The organism is Bacillus silvicola (assembly GCF_050524305.1).
GTDB classification, from domain to species: Bacteria; Bacillota; Bacilli; order Bacillales; family Bacillaceae_G; genus Bacillus_A; species Bacillus_A cereus_AT.
Window position 1 is genome coordinate 341,095 of sequence record NZ_JBNGVC010000013.1, and the last position, 22,019, is coordinate 363,113.

Sequence of the window (22,019 nt, forward strand, 5' to 3'; positions counted from 1 at the left end):
TTTCTATTTTCACATCGTATGTTTAAACGTAAACAACTCTTCTTTTGACTGCACAGCAAATTGTTCCTCTTCTACATTTGTCTTCTTGATCTCTCCACCTAACCTTACTTTCATCATCGCTTCTTCTATACTTTTCACAATCATATTCCCTGAAAAAATGGTAAGTCCGAAAAATGTAATTGGAACAAGAGGAATCCATGGATGCACTGTTAAGGATCTAAAGTACACTCCTATTAAACCGGACCATTCATGCGTGTAAGAATCTATTTCTTTTATCCCTATCGGTCCACCAAACTGGACCGTCCCACCAAAAAACACCTCAAGTAGCCCTAAATGAAGTAAAATTGTAAGAGTTTGAGTAAATTGTTGAAGAAATACGAGTATAAACGTCATATAGAGATGCGGAAAAATATGTTTTATAACTATGTGTCTTCTTGATCCGCCTAATATGCGGGCAGCATCAATAAATTCTTCCGTCTGTAATTTACGAACTTCCTTCGCAACATACAGTGCAATAACTGGCATCACAAGCATTACAAGTAATACAACTTGAAACGAAGCCCTTTCAAAAAAAGTTGTTGTTTCCTCTCCACTTCCAAATAGATTCACAGATTGAAGAAAGAAATACGCAATCATAACTGTCGGAATAACTGTGAAACTATCAAAAAAAGCCTCAATCTTAGAAAACCCTCTTTTTACATACGTTCCGAGTACAACACCGAAAAACACACCTATTACCATTCTAAGTGCTGCAATTAAAATAGATATACCAATCGTCCACTTCGCGCCTTCAATGACTAAATGTAAAAGGTCATATCCTTTCCGATCTGTCCCGAGTAAAAATTGTAATGAAGGTGAAAACGGTGGTACTTCTGGATTTCCAGCCGCATCATATTGCAATGTAACTTTTTTAATCTGTCCATCATTCCATATCGTATTTCCGATGCTCAAAAGAACTAATATGAGAAGAAACCCAATGCTTATCCAAAATCTTTTATCACGTTTTATATACGTCCACATATTATAGCCTCTCCTTCATCGCAGCTGGAATGAGATAATGAAACAATTTAAATAAAATAAAAATTGGAATATAAATAAGCAGTACACTAACGATGAAAACCTCAACCCTAATACCCTCATACGATTTCAAAAACATAAAAATACCACCCGTATTAAAAATCCATTCTATAATATATAAATTAGATAACATAAAAAAGATATTCGTTTTCGCAAAGAAAAGTGTACTAAGCAACACATTTCGTAATACATGACGATTTAAAATATGAAAGCGATTCAGCCCTTTCGCCTTAGCAAATAGTACATAATCTTTTTCTAGCTCATTTTCAAAACGAAGCACTAACATTTTTACAAACAGAATCGTAGTCGGTATACTCAAACAAAATATTGGTAATCCTCTAATCGACTCGCCCCCAATTGCCGCAATTTGAAAAGGTAAAAAACCTGTTTGTTTAAAAAACCATATAACTAAAATTTGTGATCCTAAAATAAGAAGAATGTCTGGAATGGATTCTAGGAAGATGAGAAATGATTTAATGCGATGTTGTATACGCGGTGAACTACTCATAATCACATAAACAATACAAAATGCTACAAATAATGAAATGAAAAAAGCAGCTAAAAATATAACAATCGTTTCTTTATAATGGACAAACAACTGTGGAAATAAAAATTTATCTCCCACATATTTAAAATTGGAGATGTCCATTAAATTCACAAATATTTCTTTTAAACTCTTTATGTACGTTGATGCACGCAGCTCAAATCCATAAAATAACTTCGGCAGTGCCCCTAAACAAATAATACCCAAAATCGAAATAATAAATTGAATCGTCACTTCCATCCCATTCAGAAAAACTTTTTTGACCACGTTTTCCCTTCTCTCTATATGTAATTTACCCTCTAATTTTATTCTTAATTTTCCGAATTGTAAATATTCATAAAATAAAAAATCACTAGGTTATGATCCTAGTGATTCTTTATGCGCATGCCCTTCTCTTTTCGCAAACGGCATATACAAAATAAAACATCCCATAAGCGCTGCAATTTCTAATGAAATAATATAGTAAGGATGCGGCCCTAACATATCGAGCAATGAAGCTGTTTCTGGCTTACGAGCTAAAAACATATAATTACCGCCCGTTTTGTAATTCACAAACGAAACAATTGGAATCAATATGTTTAAAAATATCATCGTGCGTTTAATAGATTGTAATGTCGGACGATATCCTTCCACCCATGTCATAAAGAGTGGTGCCCAAATGAGTAATACATGTGCAATGAAGAATTCTATAAAGCGAAAATGTGGAAAAGCATATTGCACGTTTGGCGTTAAAATGGCTTGTGATGCACCAATAATTCCTGTAAAAAACACAATCTCATATAATCGGTAACTTTTCGTTACAATCATAATCGATGCTAACAATAAACTAATCGTACATAACTCAAATGGTAATGAGGTGCCTAGCTCAAAAATCCCGGCTTTCCATTCCCACATATGAAGTCCAATCTCACTTCCTATAAATAGAAATGCAATTGCATATCGAACCGTTATATTCCACTCACTTTGACGTAATGAATCTTGATATTGATATAGAAAGAATATCCCTACCAACATAATAAATAATATAATGGCATGTTGCCTTGAGTACGGAATAAATGGCTTTAATGGTTGCGCACTAAAATAAGCTTCCATCTTCTCTCCTCCTCTCCTTCATATAATATTATTGTAAGAAAGAAACAACGAGTCAATTCATTTGCTTAAACTAGGACAACCTCTACCTTACATTTAGATATTCATACCTTACAAAACTGTAAGGTTATTGTAAGCTAAAACGATTTGTCAGATTCTTCACCTCTTTTATACTTAATGTAGATACTAAAACGAACGAAAAGGTGATAAATAGATGAAGAAGAAAAATAAAGTGTTAATTACTAGTGTAGTAGCAATTGGAATTGCAGCTGGATCATACTTTGCATTTGCTGGAGGCAGTTCAGAAGTAGCAATGGCATATAGCGGTTATAAAGTTACGGAAAAACAAATTGAAAACGCACAAAAATTTGGTGGCGAAGTTATTCCAAACGGAATTGAAACTATTTCATTCGATCCAACAAAAGGAACATATGAATTAGCTGTTAAAAAAGGCGATGAAGTGAAAAAAGGTCAGCTTCTGTTTAAATACAATGACCCTACTGCTAAACAAGGTGTAACAGAAGCAGAAATGCAAAAGAAAATCGCACAAAAAGAAGTAACATTGTTCCAAAAACAAATTGATGCAGCGAAACAAAAATTACAAAAAGATAAAAATGCAGGCCTTCCTGCTGAAGCATTAAAAGCATCAGAAGTTGAAGTTGGGCAATTAGAATCACAAATTGAAATGAAAAAGTTTGAAGTTGAAAAAGCTGATGAAATGATTAAAGCAGCAAAAGAGAAAGTAAACAATCTTTCTGTAACAAGTCCTGCTGATGGCGTAATTGATGATATCGTAAAAACTGCTGACGAAAAAACAGGTATGAGCGGAATTACTCTTCGTCACGCTGGTCAATTTAAAGTAAAAGGTCAACTTTCTGAATATGAGCTTGCTAGTATGAAAGTTGGGCAAGAAGTAACTGTTTCATCAAAAACTGTCGCTGGTAAGACTTGGACAGGAAAAGTAACGGAAATCGGTTCTACACCATTAAAGAGCATGGATGAAAATAAAACAGTTTCTAATTACCAATTCACTGTCACATTGGATAATAGTGAAGAATTACAAAACGGCTTCCACGTTTACGTAACAAGTAAATCAGGCGAAGCAACTGGTACGATTGTTCCGAAAAGCAGCATCGTGAAAAAAGGTGACAAAAATGTTGTCTTCGTTGTAAAAGATGGTAAAGCGAAAGAACAAGCGGTTACTGTTGAATTTGAAACAGATAGCGAAGCAAAAGTTTCTGGAGTGAAAAACGGAGAGCAAATTATCTCTAAACCTGAAAAAGACTTAAAAGATGGTATGGAGGTTGTCGTGGAATGATTAACTTAAAAGGCATCACGAAATCCTTCCAAAATGGTGCAGAATCCGTTCAAATTTTACACGGAATTGACGTAACACTGAACCAAGGAGAATTCACTTCTATTATGGGACCATCTGGTTCTGGTAAATCAACATTAATGAACATTATCGGTTGCTTAGATAAACCAACGACAGGTGCGTATGAACTAGCTGGTCAAAATATTTCAAACATGTCTGAGACAGAACTTGCACGCGTTCGTAATAAAGAGATCGGGTTCGTATTCCAAAACTTTATGTTATTACCGAGACTTACAGCACTTCAAAATGTTGAATTGCCTCTTATTTACGCTGGAGTTGATAAAAAAGAAAGACGCGAGCGCTCATTAGCTGCTTTAACAAAAGTAGGTTTAGCTGATCGTGCTACTCACTTACCGAACGAATTATCAGGTGGACAAAAACAGCGTGTCGCAGTCGCACGTGCAATCGTAAATAATCCAAAGTTCATTTTAGCCGATGAACCGACGGGGGCACTTGATACGAAAACGAGTACACAAATTATGGACCTCTTTTACGAATTAAACAAACAAGGCTCCACAATCATTATGATTACCCATGACCGTGAAATCGGGGAAGCTGCAGCACGTCAAATTGTAATTCGTGACGGAAATATCGTCCAAGATTGGAGAGGTTAATTTTGAACACGAGTGAAAATATACGCATGGCCCTTTCCTCTATCTTTGCTCATAAAATGCGTTCTATCTTAACGATGCTAGGAATTATTATCGGTATTAGTGCCATTATTACTATCATTTCAATGGGTGATGGTACAAATGCAAAGTTTAAAGAAGAATTAGGCCAAGGAAAAGATAATGAAGTAACGATTTACTACAAAAATCCTGATTATGGACCAGACAACGCCAAAATTACAGCCGATATGCTAAAACGTCTTCAAACTGTACCAGGTGTTAAAGATGTTTATCCAGATGTGAGTATGAAAGTAAAAGCATCTTCTGGTTCAAAAGATGCCTCTCTTGATTTAAAAGGTGGAACAGGCGCCTTCATGACGGATGCGAAAATAAAATTAGTTCACGGTCGCGAATTAAACGATAGCGAATTAAAGCAAGCAATCCCTGCTGTTATTTTAAATGAAGAAGCTTTCAACAAATTATTTAACGGTTGGGAATCAAATTTATATACAGACATAAAAGGAAAACCGTATAAAGTAGTCGGTGTTTATGAAACGAAAAATGATTTTGGAATGGCTATGTCAGAAGGTTATACATCACTTGAAAACGCTCCTGTAATCTCAGGAGTAACTGAGTATGATTCTGTAAGATTAATATTAACTTCGCCAGCAGAACGTAAAAGTGTAGAAAAACAAGCTGCTTCTGTTTTAAACGAAATGAAAGCTCCTAAATTTGAGCATAAATTTGAAGCGCAAGATATGGGTGACTTTACGAAGCAACTAGACGAATCAATCGGTATGATGAAAATGGTATTCGGTGGTATCGCTGCTATTTCCTTACTTGTTGGTGGTATCGGTGTAATGAACATCATGCTTGTATCTGTAACAGAACGTACACGTGAGATTGGTATTCGTAAAGCACTTGGTGCAACACGCGGTAAAGTATTAACGCAATTCTTAATCGAATCTTGTATTTTAACAGGACTCGGTGGTTTCATCGGATTCATGCTCGGTATTTTCTTCGCTTGGATCGTCTCAATCTTTGCTGGATGGCCACTTGTTATCTCAAAAGAACTTGGACTTCTTTCAGTAGGTATTTCAATGCTAATCGGTATTGCATTCGGTTTACTACCAGCTAACAAAGCTGCAAAACTTGATCCAATTGAATGTTTACGATATGAGTAAATAAAAAACGTAGGAGCTTACACTCCTACGTTTTTTTATTTTATTGAAGGCAAATTCAATTTTATCGCTGTTTTATTAAAAATCTGCGTCTCTAACTTCTACTATATAACTCTGAAGCAATTCGCGAACTAATTCATAACAATATCGTCCCTTTAAATCATGTTTCTTCTATTATATATGTTTCATGTTGCGATTACCTTTTTATCCTTGCAACTTTCATTTCACATCACAACTATCCTGCAATCATATTATTGCAAAAATAATATGTAATAACACAAATTCAAGGCGTAATTTTTTCCATACTACAACTTATTTTGTAACAATTATATCTCTATTTTATTAAATTTCATCCTATATATATGACTTCACACGCAAAAACATTATATTTTTATAATCATGTTGCGATTCAAACAGTTAAATACCTCTGTTTTGTAATACCACTGAAACATTTAGGTAACATCCATGATACATTATTAATCTATCAGTAATTAAAATAGTGTTGATTTTATGAATCATATGTTATAACTCCCCGAAAACCGCAAAGAAAACGCTATCAGGATATTAATGGAATTATTACAGAATATTAACGCCTCATTACGAATGCTTTGTAGTTTTGTGTTTTCCGCAAATAAGAAAATAATGGTTGCTATAATGAGGTCAACGAAAAACAAATGCAATGGAGGCTATTATGAAAAAATTTATGGGTATAGCAACAGCAGCGGTTTTTGGTCTTGGGATTTTCACAACATCTGCTAAAGCAGAAACGATTGTAACAACTGATGTACTAAATGTACGAGAAAACCCAACTACTGAATCAAAAGTTGTCGGAAAGTTATTAGATGGATATAAAGTTAACGTTTTACATACAGAAAACGGATGGTCAAAAGTTCAATTAAATAGTGGTAAAGAAGCTTTCATAAGCGCTGACTACACTAAAGATACTTACTACGTAACAGCAAACGTATTAAACGTACGTGCTGGAGCAAATACAGATTCAGCGATTCTTGGTAAATTGAAAAAAGATGATGTAATCGAAACAACACACCAAGTACAAAATGATTGGATTCAATTTGAATATAACGGCCAAACAGCTTATGTACACGTTCCTTACTTAACAGGGAAAGCGCCAGTTAAAGTTCAGCCAGTAGTTAAAGCTGAAAAAGTAACTAACGTTCAAGATACTGCTAAAGTTCGTGAAGCAGTTAAAGCTCAAGAGGCAGCTGAAGCTCAAGCAAAAACTAAAGCTCAAGAAGCGGCTAAAGCTCGTGAAGCAGTTAAAGCTCAAGAGGCAGCTGAAGCTCAAGCAGCAACTAAAGCCGGGGAAGTAGCTAAAGCTCAAGAGGCAGCTGAAGCTCAAGCAGCAACTAAAGCCGGGGAAGTAGCTAAAGCTCAAGAGGCAGCTAAAGCTCAAGAAGCGGCTGAGGCTCAAGCAGCAGCTAAAGCTCAAGAAGTGGCTAAAGCTCGTGAAGCAGCTAAAGCTCAAGAAGCGGCTGAAGCTCAAGCAGCAGCTAAAGCTCAAGAAGCGGCTAAAGCTCGTGAAGCAGCTGAAGCTCAGGCAGCGGCTGAAGCTCGTGAAGCAGCTGAAGCTCAAGCAGCAGCTAAAGCTCGTGAAGCGGCTAAGGCTCGTGAAGCGGCTGAAGCTCAGGAGGCAGCTAAAGCTCGTGAAACAGCTAACGCTCAAAAACCAGCTACACAACAACCTGTTGCAAAAGAAACTGAGAAAAACACACAATCTTCTTCTCGTGAGTTACGCGTTGTAGCAACAGCTTACACAGCAGATCCACTTGAAAATGGTTACAAAGCAGGAGACCAAGTGAAATCAGCTATGGGTCATAACTTAACAGCTAATCCAAACATGAAACTAATTGCAGTTGATCCAAGTGTAATTCCATTAGGTTCAAAAGTATGGGTTGAAGGTTATGGAGTAGCAATCGCTGGTGATACTGGTGGAGCTATTAAAGGTAATAAAATTGATGTTTTAATGCCAGATAAAGGTACATCAAGTAACTGGGGACGCCAAACAGTTACAGTGAAAATTTTAAACTAATTATTAAAAAAAGAGTTAGTCTCATTGTTGAGGCTAACTCTTTTTATGATTCTTGCATTCTTTCTTTCTCTTGAAAGTAACTAATATTATCCCGAATCCATTTTTTCTCTGACATAAACAAGTTTCCTCGTTTTTTATATACTTTACCAAACGTCTTTAAAACTTCTTCATGATCAGCAAACTTATGTAAGAAACGCAGAGCAATGACGATCTCTGATTCATCAGTAGGCTCTACTTCATTTTTACGTCTTCTAGAAACAACTTTCGTTACACGTTCGCAAATTGGCTTAATCGCCATCTCGTCCCCATACGCATAAATAGCTCGAACAGCTTCATATTTCACCATAACGTTTCTATCCTGTAAAGCTTCCATATAAACTATCTGTAAATCCGCTCCCCCTATTTTCGCTAAAACCTCAATAACGGTTGAACGAACATAAGCACTATCCCTATATAAAAGCCTTGTTAACGGAAGAATCGATTGATTTGTTCCAATCTCAAGCAAGGTATAACAAATATTTGTAATCTCATCTTTATTTTCTTGAGTATCCAGCAACTTTAATAAAGCACTTTCTGCTTCTAACGATTTATATAACTTTAAGGAAGAAACTGCCCAAAAACGAACACTATCGTTTTTATGATAAATATACGGAATGATTTTATTTGTACTACTTACTTCTGGCAATCTATAAATATTACTAAGTAATTCACTTAATAGCGTCGGACTCTCTTCACATTCTAAACGATCTACAAGATAATCAGCAATACAGATTTCTTTCGTATTGATAGCGAGTTTCATCATTAAATAATAAATATCTTTCTTCATAGATACTTTTTTTACTTTTATTATCTTCTCCTGTAAATAAGGGAAAGTTAATAAATCATTTAGTTCTTTCGCCTCATCATACGCACGATGCCATATCTCTGTTTCTTCATCACCCATCCGTCTTAATAAATCATCTATATACTCTTCCATCTCCTTCTCTCCCGTCCAAATTAAATCTATCTCTTTGCATTCTATATACGATAGACTACTATTTCAACAGAAAAAAGAGGATGCCCTAGCATCCCCTCCTATCTTCCCTATTCCACACAAGTAAACTGCGTCCAAGCCCCTACATAATCTAGTAAGAACAACTCCTCTTCAGCAATTATACCGACAATATTTTTCCGTTCATCTATCGGCATTTCTTTCAAGATGATTTGTAGTTCACCTTTATACTTACCGAATGAGTTGTTACCAATTACAACTTGACCTCTTTCCTGTAGTACACTTTCTCGAATTGGGAAATCGTCTTCTTTATACTTTTTACGTACTTCTGTAGAACGTACCATATACTCCGTTATGTCGCCGCGTCTTACGTGCAATTCTTGTAGTGTCGCTCTCTTCTCTACTTCAGTCGCTTCGTCTACAAATTGTACCTTTAGCTGTAACATGTAACGATTTAAGTTTCCTAGTTTCTCTAACTCTTCTTCACTCGCATAAGCATTTCCGATAATGACATCATCAATAAGCCCTGTCGCCCATAAATGTTTCGCTTGTACTTCAATTGGTAAATTACGATGTTGTTCAAGCGTACATAATCCGTCATTAATATCCCATGGACCAATGTTAGCAGCATGTGATGTAATAAATGCTGCACTGCGAATACCATGCTTTTTAAAACGTTCACTACAGCGAATGAAATAATCATACGGAAGACCAGTGAATTTTTGCGGATAAAAATTATGGCAACCAATTAAAGCCGCTTTATTCGCTTGATGCGAAAGGATATTTTCTAAATAGGCAATATCATTACTTACGTTTAGCTCAATTTTTAAACCGTACGGGTTGTTCGTCATTTTCGCTTCTGTTAATCCGTCAAATCCTACATCTAAACGAATACCATCTGCACCTAACTCTGCAAAGAATGATAGATCACTATAGCTAATACCAAGCTGATCAAACACAGCTGGTGCTACATCTAAAATGACTTCCATATTGTACTCTTTTGCATGATTAATAATTTCTTTAAATTCTGCTACAATTTCCTCTTTCGGACGATTCACAGACAGTAAACAAGTGAATATTCTTGAAAAACCGTGACGTGCCGCTGCTGAAATATATGCCATATCTTTTTCTTTCGTTGAATGCTCTGGATAAAGAGAAATTCCTAATTTACGCTCCATGCTTTTGCATCTCCTTCACACGTTGTATTAATGCCATGCTTGTAAATCTATATTTTGCAGATAAACATGTCGCACATAAAATCGTTGGTACGATGATAAAGTACGGTGATTCTAAACTAAATGCCACATAAGCTCCCATTGAACATCCGATAAATAATATCGACACAAGTAGTAAAACTAATAGCGATTTACTTTGTACCCATTTTGAATAATGTGCAATGCATTGTCCGACCACGAATGTAATTAAGATGATAATTGCTCCGAGCATTCTGTTTTCTCCTCTCCTGCTAATTGTTGCTTCTCATACATTTTGAAGAATGGATAGTAAATAACGAATGAGATAACAAAGTTAACAAGTACAAGTACACCAGCCATAATTGTCCAGTCCGTACTAATAATAGCTGCAATTGGTGCTAACATTGTAAACGGCAGCTTCGCCATCATCATCGGAATCATACCTGAAACAACTGCGAAGTATGATACCGTCGTTGTAACTAACGGTGTAATAACGAATGGAATAATTAAGATCGGGTTCATTACAATTGGTGCCCCGAAAATAATTGGTTCGTTAATATTGAATAATCCTGGTACGAATGATAATCTACCTAACTCTTTTAAGAACTTAGATTTAGAGAACATAAACATAATTACTAAAGCTAACGTTGAGCCTGATCCACCGATCCATACGAACCATTGAATAAATTGCTCTGTAAATAAGTTTGGTAACTGATGTGCATTTCCTGTAGCCGTGAATACTTCCATATTTTCAAGAATTGCTGAATCCCACATCGGACGAATGATTGGTCCTAAAATCGCTGGGCCATGTATACCGAACGACCAGAAGAACACGATTAAGAATACTGTTAATAAACCGCCGAATAAATTATTTCCTACTAATACTGATTTTAATGGTGCGATTAAATATGTGATTGTTGTGTTTACATCAAATTTCAAACCGTAACGAATACCCCAGAATAAAAGAATAACTACTAGAGTTGGAATTAATGCTGCAAACGAGTTTGCAACTGCTGGTGGTACACTATCTGGTAATTTAATCGAGATATTGTGCTTAATCATAAAGTGATAAATTTCCACTGCAATTAATGCTGTAACAATTGCTCCGAATAAAGAAGTTGCACTTAATGTTCCTACTGAAATATATCTACCTGCATCAATAACACCTGGTACAGCTTTTGTTATTTGAATTGGTTCAACTGATGCTAGTAAAAAGGCGAGTACAGATAATAATCCTGCACTTAATTGATTGAGCTGATAAAAGTTCGCGAGTGAAGCCCCTACCCCAAACGCTGCGTATAACGCCATTAAGCCTACTGTAAATCGGAATGGAATATCTAAAATATGACGAAACGGTGCAATCCATTCCATATATGCATCAATTGGTAAATTTAAAAAGATAACGAAAAATGATCCGACAATCGTTAACGGTAACGTAGAAATAACTCCGTTTCGAATTGCTAATAAATGTCGTTGCCCCGCAATCTTTTGCGTTGTCGGCATAATCTTCTGTTCCATAAAACTCATAAAACCATTCATCGATAACCCTCCCTATGTTCAATGTGGCGAAATTAAAAAATTATAACATTATAATGTTTATATTTAAAAAAATATAATTACGCTAAAACTAATTGTTCTGCTTGCTTAAGTACTTTCAAACCATCACACATGCCATAATCTCGTTGTTCTATAATTGCAACTGGTATATTGTATGACTTCGCAAGAAACTCTACTGCTGGAAACAAATACTTCACCTGTGGCCCAATTAAAACAACATCAGCATTTTTAATTTCCAATTTCACAAGTTCCGAATCAACTGCTTTAATTTTATAATCCTTCCCTTGTTTCTTTGCCTCTTCTTGCATTTTCCTTACAACCATACTCGTTGACATACCTGCTGCACAACATAATAAAATGTACATATTATACTGTCACTTTCTCTTCCACTCGTTTATGAAGAGTAATAAATTCCTCAGCAAGTTCTTTTACTGTAATTGCATTCATTAAATGATCTTGTGCATGCACTAATAATAAACTTATTTCTGCATGATTGCCTCTTGCTTCTTCTTGAATTAAATCCGTTTGAATACGATGAGCTGATGATATTTCCTCACTAGCAAGTTCCATCTTTTCATTCGCATTCTCAAAATCTCCTTGTCTTGCAAAAGCGATTGCTTCAAGTGCCGCGCTTCTCGCGTTGCCACCATGTAAAATTAACGCAAATGGAGTTTGCATATCAGTCATTTAAAATTCCCCCAAGCTATGTTTTTTCTATATTTTTATCTTATTATGAAAACGCATACAATTAAACATAAAAAACTTCCGTTGTGTAACGGAAGTTTTTATATACTTTTCTTATAAAGATAATAATATCTCTTGGAATTCTGCAATTATTTCAGCCTGAGTTAATTTCTCTATCGTATTTTGACTAGACATAATATCGTATAAAAAATCATAAAGCTTTTGTAAATCTTCATTATTATTACGCTTTACACTAAATAAAATAATAACTTGTACTTTCTTATCTCCCCAGTCAACTGCTTTATTAAGTGTACAAAACATCAAAAATGTTTTTTCACTTAATAACTGCATCGGATGCGGAATCGCAACTAAATTTCCAACCGCTGTCGGAGATGTATTCTCTCTTTCCATAACAGAATCATAAAAGTTTGCAGGTACATAACCTTTCAAAACAGCTTTCTCACATAAAAACTGAATAACCTCTTCTTTTGTAGAGGCACTACGATTTAAGAAAATTAAATCTTCCTTAATATATTGCTGCACACTAGTATTCACATGCGTAAATAACTGCTGACCAATCGATTTAATCTCTTTATCATCAAATATTGAATTCACTTTTATAACTGGCACAGGCAAACCACTCGGTATATGAATCGTACTAATAATACAATCTATTTTATCTTTGTAAAGTTCTTCTACCTTCAATTGATAATAGCCTGTAATCCCTACAATCTCTAATTTATCTCGGAACTGTGATAGAATTTTATATTTTAATAGCTGTGCACTCCCTTGGCCAGTCGCACAAACTAATAAGCATCTTTTCTTTTGATTCTTTTCTTGCAAACGGCTCATCGCTCCACCGAAGTGAATAGCAATATAACCAATTTCACTTTCTGGAATCGAGTCACCTGTATATTCACCAATTATATCTCCAACGAGAACTGCAATTTCAAATGCATATGGATAATTCTTTTTCACTTCTGCCAAAAGAGGATTTCTCGTATTTAATTTATATTTCAAACGGTTTAATAACGTTTTTAAATGAACACCAAATCCAAATAATAATTCTTCATCATAATAAAAAATAAGATTCCGTTCTTCCGCTACTTTAAAAAGAATATGTTGCATGAATGCATATATCTCTTTTCCTAATAGCTCTTCTACATTTTCATAGCGATCTTTCGCTGTAACAGCAGTACTTAATAAATGCATCGTCACATATAAAACTTCTTCTTCTGGAAATTGAAATTCCAGCTCTTCCTCTAAATCCCCTAAAATCTGTTTCGCAATTTTATATTCTTTCTTTATTATAAGTTCAGATTCCTCCACATGCAGTGCTTGAATGTAATGACTATCCCTACATCTCTTTAACGCAATTGCAATATGAATTGATAAATTATCAATCTCTATATCTGATAAATATATCGTTCCTCCCTCGATGTATTTTAGTATAACTAAGCGGATGAGAGAAATATGAGGTAACGATAAATATGTGTCAGTCTGCTCAAATTGCTCATGAAACGGGGTATGGTCATAACGTGGTAAACCATATTGTGATAAACAAGAACGAATATTAAATTCCTCTCCCACAATACGTATACCATAATATGGTCTTTTTTCAATTTGTAACTCATAACGACTACAAATATCCGTAACATCTTTCATAATTAAATTTACAGTTGATTTACTCACATAGATCTCTTCCGCTAATTGCGAAAGCTTCACATACTCATCTGTCGTTAAAATACGTTGTAAAATATACGCTACTCTTTCTTCATAAGAAGTTGGGATCTTTTCCACCTGTTTTTGAAATAGACTCACGCAAAACTCTTCAAATTTCTTCGCTTGTATAATTTCTAGTTCGTACCCAGTCCCTCTTTGCGATTCGATTTTCGCTCCGTTTTCTTCTAATATATCATTTAATAATTTTATATCCTTTTGAATCGTCTTCGTTGATACATGTAAACGGCTCGCTAAAAAAGCTCGATTTAACATCGATTTCTCTTCTAAAAACTCCTCTAAAATAGAAATTAATCGCTGATGCACTTTTGTCATAGCTCTTCCTCTCGCTCTTTATATAAAAGGGAAAAAGCCACTGAAATCAGTAGTTTTTTCCCTTTTATCCCCGATTAATGAAGGCTAATAATCAGTGAGGATGATCTACATTCCCACTGATTAAAGCTTCACTTTATCCCGCTCTCATTATTTCTTTAGTGTAAATCCAAATTTATCCCAAGCTTGTAAATAATCTAATAAGAAAATTTCTTCCTCTACAATTCGGCCAACTACATTTGTTTTTCCTGTATTCACCATATCTTTTAAAGCAATTTGTAATTCACCTTTATATTGACCATACTGTTCATTATCAATTAAAAGATCACCGCGCTTAATTTCGCGCGTATTATGCGGTTTGAACTCTTCTTTTTTATATTTCACACGACTTTGTGTAGAGCGAATCATATATTCAGATACATCTCCGCGATAAAAATGTGGTTCGTCTAACACAATAATTCTTTCTAATTCTGTTGTTGTATCATATAGTCCTATATCAAATGTTTGTTTCTCTTTATTTAATGCACCTAGTGCTTGTAATTCTTCTTCCGAAGCATAAGCGTTCGCAATAATAACATCATCAATTAATTCTGTCGCAAATAGATGCTTCGCTTGTGTTGTCATCGGTAATTCACGGTGCTGCTCTAACGTACATAAGCCTTCCGTTACTGGCCAAGGCCCATATGTTGCATCGAATGATGAAATAAAAGCAGCGGTTCTCATACCGTAATCTTTAAATTGTTTCGAGCATTTAATGAAATGATCATATGATAATCCTGAATAACGGTGTGGATAAAAATTATGACAGCCAATTAAATTTTCACGATTTGGTCTATGACTCATAATGTTATCTACATACTTCGTACCGTTACTCATATTAATCTCAATTTTTAAGCCATATGGATTGTACGTCATAATTGATTCTTCTAAACCTGAGAACCCAACATCTAAACGAATACCATAAGCACCTAGTTCATGGAAGAACGATAAATCATTATACGAAATACCTAGTTGTTCAAACACAGCTGGACTAATATCAACTAATACTTGGAACCCTAATGCATTTGCATGAGAGATCGTTTCCTTAAACTCTTCTATGATTTTCTCTTTTTCGCCATCTACAGATAATAAACATGTGAATACACGTGTAAATCCGTATTTACTTGCTAACGTTACATACTCCTTATCTTTCTCCACTGTCGAATGTTCTGGATAAATAGAAATACCTAATCGTCTCATATGTACACGCCTCTTTCTTCATCATATTGTAAACCTTTTCAAATATATGCAGTGAAAAAGTATGTATCCCCTTCTCGTCCACTACCATTTGAATCCGCTTTCTTTAAAGAAAAAACAATTTCTATCATTCATAACAACTACTAGTCTATACATCTATACTTTACATCTTTTTTTCATAGTTGTGTAGCTTTTACACAAATTTGTCAGTTTTTCATCTTAAAAATTGTTATCCGCTTTCAAGACACCTTCCTTGACTGTTATGTTGACCAATACATATACTCGAAAGAACAGAGATAAAGTGAAACTTTAATCAGTGGGGGTTTTGTTCATCCCCCACTGATTATTAGCCTTCACCAATCGGGCGTTTACGGGCAGCCCGACTCCCACCTAACTTCTTTGCTCCAGCCGGATTTTGAGGTGGGAGTTTTACTGCCCGCAAATAGCGGGAAAAATTTTATATAGGGGATGAATATATGGGAGAAGCAATACTCGTAAAACGAGAACCGTTATGGACAAAAGAGTTTGTTGCACTAATTCTAGCAAACTTATGTATGTTTTTAGGGTTTCAAATGTTAATTCCAACTTTACCTGTTTATGTGAAAGAAATTGGTGGCACAAGTTCCAATATCGGATTTGTTGTCGGCATGTTTACCGTTGCGGCACTTTTTGTTAGACCGCTAACTGGAAACGCCTTGCAAAAATTCAATAAAAAAATCATTTTAATGATCGGTACCGCGATTTGTTTACTCGCTATGGGCAGTTATCTTTTCGCTTCAACCGTTTTCCTATTGCTTGCCGTTCGTATTTTACACGGAGCTGGCTTTGGTATTACAACGACTACATATGGAACTGTCGTTTCAGACTTAATTCCGCAAGCTCGCCGCGGTGAAGGCATGGGTTATTTCGGTCTTTCTGGAACTATTGCCATGGCGCTCGGTCCGCTTATCGGACTTTGGCTTATGCAAACATATAACTTCACGATTCTTTTTTTATGTGCACTTTCATGCACAATAGTTTCATTAATATTAACGAAACTACTTCAAATCAAAAAATCGCCGCAACCACCACAGCAAACATCTGGTACCTTTCTCGATGGATTTATTGAGCGCAAAGCTTTACTTCCTTCATTATTAATATTATGTATTACATTAATGTACGGGGGAATTGGAAGCTTTATCACATTATTTGCTACGGAAGTCGGAATTGCTGACATTAGTCTCTTCTTTTTATTTAATGCGCTTGCAATCGCTGTAACCCGCCCGTTTTCTGGAAAATTATATGATGCGAAAGGCCATACATTCGTCATCATTCCAGGAGTTATTATTACGTTTACAGGTATTATCTTGCTGTCGTATACAACTACAATTCCGAGCTTAATTATTGCCGCAGCGTGTTATGGAAGTGGTTTCGGTGCAATTCAACCAGCACTACAAGCGTGGATGATTGACCGAGTAGCACCGCACCGACGAGGAGTAGCAACAGCAACATTCTTCTCAGCATTTGATCTTGGAATTGGTGCTGGAGCGATTATTTTTGGATTCATTGCACACTTTACTAACTATGCAACTGTATATCGATATTCCTCTTTATTACTTATTGCTTTCTTGTTCATTTATATTACAAGTATAAGAAAACAAAAGCATGGAGATAAAACTAAAGAAAAAGCTGCTGGATAATTCAGTGGCTTTTTTCAACTCACAATAACCTCATACTAATCAATACACGTTAAACATTCCCCATTTTTCGATGATATAAAACTACATGCATTTCCCTACATATTTTTTTAACTTTCATCAAAAAATATACGATGACCTCACAGAGACTTCCCTTGATTCACAACGGAAAAACACTATTCTAAAAAGTGTGATTTCTTTACAGGATTATCATTTAAAAAAGATAAAAACCAATTAAATACAGCTGTTTCTTTAAAGAATTGTAAACTTTTCACCCCTTTGTAAATTTAGTGTAAATTTTACTGATAAACCGTTTACAGTGCCTCAAGGTTTAGTTAATAATTACATCGTACATGAAATTTAAGGAGTGGAATGCGTGGAATACAATGTTCAAGATATGATCTTCCAGTTCATTGGTGGATTAGGTATTTTCTTATTTGGGATTAAATACATGGGCGATGGACTGCAACAAGCAGCTGGAGATCGTCTTCGCGATATTCTAGATCGTTTTACAACAAACCCTCTTATGGGTGTACTAGCAGGTATGTTAGTTACAGTATTAATTCAATCAAGTTCAGGAACAACCGCTTTAACAGTCGGACTTGTAAGTGCCGGATTTATGACATTACGACAAGCAATCGGTGTTATTATGGGTGCGAACATCGGAACGACAGTTACTGCATTTATTATCGGAATTAAAGTTGGAGAATACGCTCTCCCAATTATGGCAGTTGGAGCGATCTTACTATTCTTCTTTAAAAATAAAAAAGTACATTCTTTAGGTCAAGTAATATTCGGTTTTGGTATGTTATTCTTCGGTTTAGAATTAATGAGCACAGGTATGAAACCTCTTCGCTCTTTAGAGTCATTCCAAGAATTAACGGTTAGCATGAGTGACAACCCAATTTTAGGTATTGTTGTTGGTACAGTCTTCACTTTAGTTGTACAAAGTTCAAGTGCAACAATCGGTATTTTGCAAGAACTATTCGGTCAAGGTGCAATCGATTTACAAGCTGCCCTTCCTGTATTATTCGGTGATAATATCGGTACGACAATTACAGCTGTATTAGCAGCAATTGGTACTTCAATTGCCGCAAGACGCGCAGCATTAGTTCACGTTATCTTTAATATCGTCGGTACGATTATCTTTACGATTGTATTAGTACCATTTACAAATTTAATTCAATACTTCCAAACGTCATTAAACTTAAATCCAGAAATGACAATTGCATTCGCACACGGAACGTTTAACGTAACAAATACTATAATTCAATTCCCATTCATCGCTGCATTAGCATGGATTGTAACAAAAATTATTCGCGGCGAAGATTCTGCTATTGATTTCAAACCGCAACACTTAAATCCAATCTTTATTGAACAATCTCCAGCTATCGCTTTAACAGAAGCTCAAAAAGAAATTATCCGTATGGCTGAGTTTTCATTACATGGATTAAAAGAAGCAAACCAATTTTTAAATACACAAGATAAAAAACATGCTGACATGGCCACTCAATTAGAAGGAGCTATTAACAATTTAGATAAGAAAATTACCGAGTATTTAGTTTTACTATCAGAAAAGCCACTTTCACCTACAGACTCTGAAAAGCATTCAGTTCTAGCGGGTGTTGTTGGGGATATTGAACGTGTCGGTGATCATGTAGAAAACCTTGTAGAACTTGTAGACTTCCAAATTTCAAACCGTGTTTCACTATCAGATGAAGCACTAGCTGAACTAAATGAAATGCTTGAGTTAACAATTTCAACATTACAAGATGCAATCAATGCTTTAACAAACTTTGACACTGAACTAGCTCAGACTGTTATTGCAAAAGAACGTAAAATTGACCAAATGGAACGTGTTCTTCGTAAACGTCATGTATTACGTCTAAACGAACGTAGCTGTTCAGGTGATGCAAGTATCATCTTCGTTGATATGGTAAGTAACTTAGAGCGTATCGGTGATCACGCTGTAAATATCGCTGATGGTGTTTTAGGTGAACAAGGAAAAATCAATTTAAAACAATCATTATAAGGGGAAAAGAGACGCTCAAATGAGCGTCTCTTTTTTATTTCATATTTACAATCGTTCTTCCTTTTAACTTTCCTTGCAGTATAAGTGCAAACTTCTCATCTAATTCTTCTAATGTACATTCTTCTGTATAAGATAATAGCTCTAAGTTTTTCCAATCGGTCGCTAACAATACCCACACTTCTCTTCTCATGTCTGCTGGACATTGCACTGAATCTATTCCTAAAAGGCTAATACCTCGTAATATGAATGGGTATACCGTTGTATTTAACTCATGTCCCGCTACATTACCACACGTCGTTACACAACCTCCATACTTAACTACCTTTAAAGAACTTTCTAACATGTTCCCACCGGCTGTATCGATAACACCTGCGTATACACTCTTCAACATCGGTTTCCCAGACTTATCATTCAATTCTTCACGATGAATAGCTTTTTTCGCTCCTAGACGTAGTAGCATCTGTTCCTCTTCCATTTTCCCAGTTGATCCTACTACGTTATATCCTAGCTTCGCTAAAATGCTAACTGCTACACTACCTACTCCGCCCGTAGCACCAGTTACTAAAACATCTCCCATATTAGGCGTAATTCCCGCTCTAATAAGCTTATATACCGATAAGGCAGCCGTAAAACCTGCTGTCCCATACATCATACTTTCCTTCAAAGACATTCCTTCTGGTAAAGGAACGACCCAAGATGATGGCACGCGAATATATTCTCCGAAACCACCAGAAGTATTCATACCTAAATCATATCCGGTTACAATAACTTGATCCCCTTCCTTAAAGGAGGTATTTCTACTACTAGCAACTTCTCCTGCCGCATCGATACCAGGTGTATGAGGGTATGTTCTCGTTACACCTTTATTACCATTAGCTGAAAGGGCATCTTTATAATTTAATGAAGAATAATGAACACGTATTAATACGTCTCCTTCAGGTAAACTATTTACTTCTCTCTCAACAAAGGTTCTTTCAAATTGATTATTTTCCTTTTCTTTCACGACCATCGCTCGGAATGATGTATAATTCATTATGCTCTCTCTCCTTCATCCGTAAACTCTTTCTTTATTATATAAGAAATGCATATAAATCGAATCGCTTCTTCTTGGCTATATTTCAACAAATCTTACTTCTCTATCACTTTCTCACAATACATATTTTCATTTCTACTAAAACACCTTATACTTATTCTACATCTCAAAAATAAAATATAGAAAATCTGACTTTTTATAAATAAATTGAATTTTTACGAAATGTAAATGATTTGTAATGTTTTTTTTCGCTAAATTTCATTATAATAAGTGGATATGAGTGTCGTATTTCAATCCAAATGAAGGAGTACAAGAAATGGAGCAAAACCCATCTTTACAAGAAAATACACGAACTAAACCGAAAAATAGTAAGAAAAAAATAAAAATTATTATAAGCGTTATTCTATTAGTTTTAATAGTAGGTGGCGGTTATACTTGGTTTTTAGCAAATAAAGCATCTTCTGCTATTCGAAATGCCGCACACGATTTAGCGCGCGGTGATAAATCTGATTTACGTGATAAGGCTGTAAAACCTATTACAAACAATGTATCTGTCTTAATCATGGGTGTTGATGAAAGTGATGTCCGTGGGAAAGAATACGGTGAAGCCATAAGAACGGATGCACTATTACTTGCAACTTTTAATAAAGATAGCAAAACTGTTAAACTATTAAGTATTCCACGTGACACATATACTTATATTCCAGTAGAAAAGAAAAAAGATAAAATTACACACGCTCATGCATTCGGTTCTGCTAAAAACGGAAAAGATGGTGGACCACAAGCAAGTATCGATGCAGTTGAAAAATTAATGAATGTTCCTGTCGATTACTTTGTAAAATTTAACTTTAAATCATTTATAAAAATCGTCGATGACTTAGGCGGTATTGAAGTTGATGTACCAGTTGAATTTACTGAGCAAGATAGCAATGATAATGCTGAGGCCATTCACCTGAAAAAAGGTGTTCAAAAGTTAAATGGCGAAGAGGCTCTTGCTCTTGCTAGAACACGACACATTGATAGTGATGCGATGCGTGGACAACGTCAGCAACTCGTTATTGAAGCAATTTTAAAGAAACTAACAAGCGCTGGGTCTGTAACAAAAGTTGGAAACATCATTGATGATATTAACGGACAATTCGTTACAAACTTAACATTCGATGACATGCTTTCATTCTATAAATATGGATCGGATTCGGAAATTGAGAAATTACAACTTCAAGGTGACGACTGTTATATGGCAAAAGGTGATGATACATGTAGTAAATCTCCTGGTGGTGGCCGAACTTACTACTACAATCCAGATAAAAAAGACTTAGCTAATGTTACAAACGAACTTCGTAGTCACCTTGGGCTACCTGCATATACAAAATTTGACTCTGACTCTGATTCTGATTCGAAAAAAACAAATTCAGAGAAAACGAAAGAATCTACATCCGATTCGAAAAAAACAAACTCAGAGAGAACGAAAGAATCTGACTCTGAGGATACAACCAAACACGAATCAAGTAACAATAAACATAATGATAATAGCAGTGAAGATACAGAAACATCGTCTAATAACAATGAATAAAGTGAAGCAGTTCTCTATGGAGGTAGAGCACTGCTTCTTTTTAATGCTTTCAAAATAAAAAAATCAGA

General features: G+C 35.4%; 18 protein-coding genes and 1 pseudogene. 7 read left to right on the forward strand and 12 right to left on the reverse strand.

Translation table 11 applies throughout. The features are described 5' to 3' along the window. Nucleotides 1-9 precede the first annotated feature (9 nt). The 3 genes from ACP6L7_RS23910 to ACP6L7_RS23920 all read right to left on the reverse strand — a co-directional run bounded on the left by ACP6L7_RS23910 (nt 10) and on the right by ACP6L7_RS23920 (nt 2,713). Nucleotides 10-1,020 carry an ABC transporter permease gene (locus ACP6L7_RS23910; protein WP_097831279.1) on the reverse strand — a complete coding sequence of 337 codons (1,011 nt, stop codon included), beginning with the start codon at nt 1,018-1,020 and terminating at the stop codon, nt 10-12. Nucleotide 1,021: 1 nt separating this feature from the next. Next, nucleotides 1,022-1,888 (reverse strand): ABC transporter permease subunit, encoded by an 867-nt coding sequence (locus ACP6L7_RS23915; RefSeq protein ID WP_141533574.1) that lies wholly within the window; start codon nt 1,886-1,888, stop codon nt 1,022-1,024. A gap of 90 nt (nt 1,889-1,978) precedes the next feature. After that, nucleotides 1,979-2,713 (reverse strand): YwaF family protein, encoded by a 735-nt coding sequence (locus ACP6L7_RS23920; protein WP_097831280.1) that lies wholly within the window; start codon nt 2,711-2,713, stop codon nt 1,979-1,981. Between the two features lie 211 nt (nt 2,714-2,924). Here ACP6L7_RS23920 and ACP6L7_RS23925 point away from each other — a divergent pair, with 211 nt between their 5' ends. The 4 genes and pseudogenes from ACP6L7_RS23925 (at nt 2,925) to entC (ending at nt 7,924) form a co-directional block, all read left to right on the forward strand. Then, on the forward strand, nt 2,925-4,028 hold the full coding sequence (locus ACP6L7_RS23925) for an efflux RND transporter periplasmic adaptor subunit (RefSeq protein WP_097831281.1): 1,104 nt from the start codon (nt 2,925-2,927) through the stop codon (nt 4,026-4,028). Continuing rightward, on the forward strand, nt 4,025-4,699 hold the full coding sequence (locus tag ACP6L7_RS23930; protein ID WP_000609098.1) for an ABC transporter ATP-binding protein: 675 nt from the start codon (nt 4,025-4,027) through the stop codon (nt 4,697-4,699). The genes ACP6L7_RS23925 and ACP6L7_RS23930 overlap by 4 nt, the downstream gene beginning before the upstream one ends. 26 nt (nt 4,700-4,725) lie before the next feature. Then, complete coding sequence (locus ACP6L7_RS23935) at nt 4,726-5,877, forward strand: ABC transporter permease (RefSeq protein ID WP_420720170.1); 1,152 nt, start codon at nt 4,726-4,728, stop codon at nt 5,875-5,877. 564 nt (nt 5,878-6,441) lie between these two features. After that, nucleotides 6,442-7,924, forward strand: a pseudogene (gene entC, locus ACP6L7_RS23940) (cell wall-binding protein EntC). Between the two features lie 43 nt (nt 7,925-7,967). Here the strand turns inward: entC and ACP6L7_RS23945 are convergent. The 8 genes from ACP6L7_RS23945 to ACP6L7_RS23980 form a co-directional block, all read right to left on the reverse strand. Then, nucleotides 7,968-8,900: a HEAT repeat domain-containing protein gene (locus tag ACP6L7_RS23945; protein WP_097831284.1), complete on the reverse strand. Its 933-nt coding sequence runs from the start codon at nt 8,898-8,900 to the stop codon at nt 7,968-7,970. Nucleotides 8,901-9,007: 107 nt separating this feature from the next. Continuing rightward, nucleotides 9,008-10,093 carry a DUF871 domain-containing protein gene (locus tag ACP6L7_RS23950; protein ID WP_097831285.1) on the reverse strand — a complete coding sequence of 362 codons (1,086 nt, stop codon included), beginning with the start codon at nt 10,091-10,093 and terminating at the stop codon, nt 9,008-9,010. Next, nucleotides 10,083-10,361: a hypothetical protein gene (locus ACP6L7_RS23955; RefSeq protein ID WP_097831286.1), complete on the reverse strand. Its 279-nt coding sequence runs from the start codon at nt 10,359-10,361 to the stop codon at nt 10,083-10,085. The genes ACP6L7_RS23950 and ACP6L7_RS23955 overlap by 11 nt, the downstream gene beginning before the upstream one ends. Then, nucleotides 10,337-11,647: a PTS sugar transporter subunit IIC gene (locus ACP6L7_RS23960; RefSeq protein WP_071747814.1), complete on the reverse strand. Its 1,311-nt coding sequence runs from the start codon at nt 11,645-11,647 to the stop codon at nt 10,337-10,339. Before ACP6L7_RS23960 ends, ACP6L7_RS23955 begins: the two co-directional genes overlap by 25 nt. 77 nt (nt 11,648-11,724) lie before the next feature. Next, on the reverse strand, nt 11,725-12,030 hold the full coding sequence (locus ACP6L7_RS23965; RefSeq protein ID WP_097831287.1) for a PTS sugar transporter subunit IIB: 306 nt from the start codon (nt 12,028-12,030) through the stop codon (nt 11,725-11,727). Between the two features lies 1 nt (nt 12,031). Beyond that, the gene (locus ACP6L7_RS23970) at nt 12,032-12,352 is read right to left on the reverse strand and encodes a PTS lactose/cellobiose transporter subunit IIA (RefSeq protein ID WP_097831288.1); all 321 of its coding nucleotides are present in this window, start codon (nt 12,350-12,352) and stop codon (nt 12,032-12,034) included. Nucleotides 12,353-12,463: 111 nt separating this feature from the next. Then, on the reverse strand, nt 12,464-14,404 hold the full coding sequence (locus ACP6L7_RS23975) for a BglG family transcription antiterminator (RefSeq protein ID WP_097831289.1): 1,941 nt from the start codon (nt 14,402-14,404) through the stop codon (nt 12,464-12,466). Between the two features lie 147 nt (nt 14,405-14,551). After that, complete coding sequence (locus tag ACP6L7_RS23980) at nt 14,552-15,640, reverse strand: DUF871 domain-containing protein (protein ID WP_001253369.1); 1,089 nt, start codon at nt 15,638-15,640, stop codon at nt 14,552-14,554. Nucleotides 15,641-16,113: 473 nt separating this feature from the next. Between ACP6L7_RS23980 and ACP6L7_RS23985 the strand changes: the two genes are divergently transcribed. After that, nucleotides 16,114-17,316 (forward strand): MFS transporter, encoded by a 1,203-nt coding sequence (locus ACP6L7_RS23985; RefSeq protein WP_097831291.1) that lies wholly within the window; start codon nt 16,114-16,116, stop codon nt 17,314-17,316. A gap of 373 nt (nt 17,317-17,689) precedes the next feature. Beyond that, nucleotides 17,690-19,345, forward strand: a complete 1,656-nt coding sequence (locus ACP6L7_RS23990) for a Na/Pi cotransporter family protein (RefSeq protein ID WP_097831292.1) — start codon at nt 17,690-17,692, stop codon at nt 19,343-19,345. 34 nt (nt 19,346-19,379) lie between these two features. On the opposite strand, the gene ACP6L7_RS23995 is transcribed toward ACP6L7_RS23990, so the two are convergent. Beyond that, the gene (locus ACP6L7_RS23995; protein ID WP_097831293.1) at nt 19,380-20,378 is read right to left on the reverse strand and encodes a YhdH/YhfP family quinone oxidoreductase; all 999 of its coding nucleotides are present in this window, start codon (nt 20,376-20,378) and stop codon (nt 19,380-19,382) included. A gap of 280 nt (nt 20,379-20,658) precedes the next feature. Here ACP6L7_RS23995 and ACP6L7_RS24000 point away from each other — a divergent pair, with 280 nt between their 5' ends. Then, complete coding sequence (locus tag ACP6L7_RS24000) at nt 20,659-21,951, forward strand: LCP family protein (protein ID WP_141533269.1); 1,293 nt, start codon at nt 20,659-20,661, stop codon at nt 21,949-21,951. The last annotated feature ends 68 nt before the right edge of the window (nt 21,952-22,019 follow it).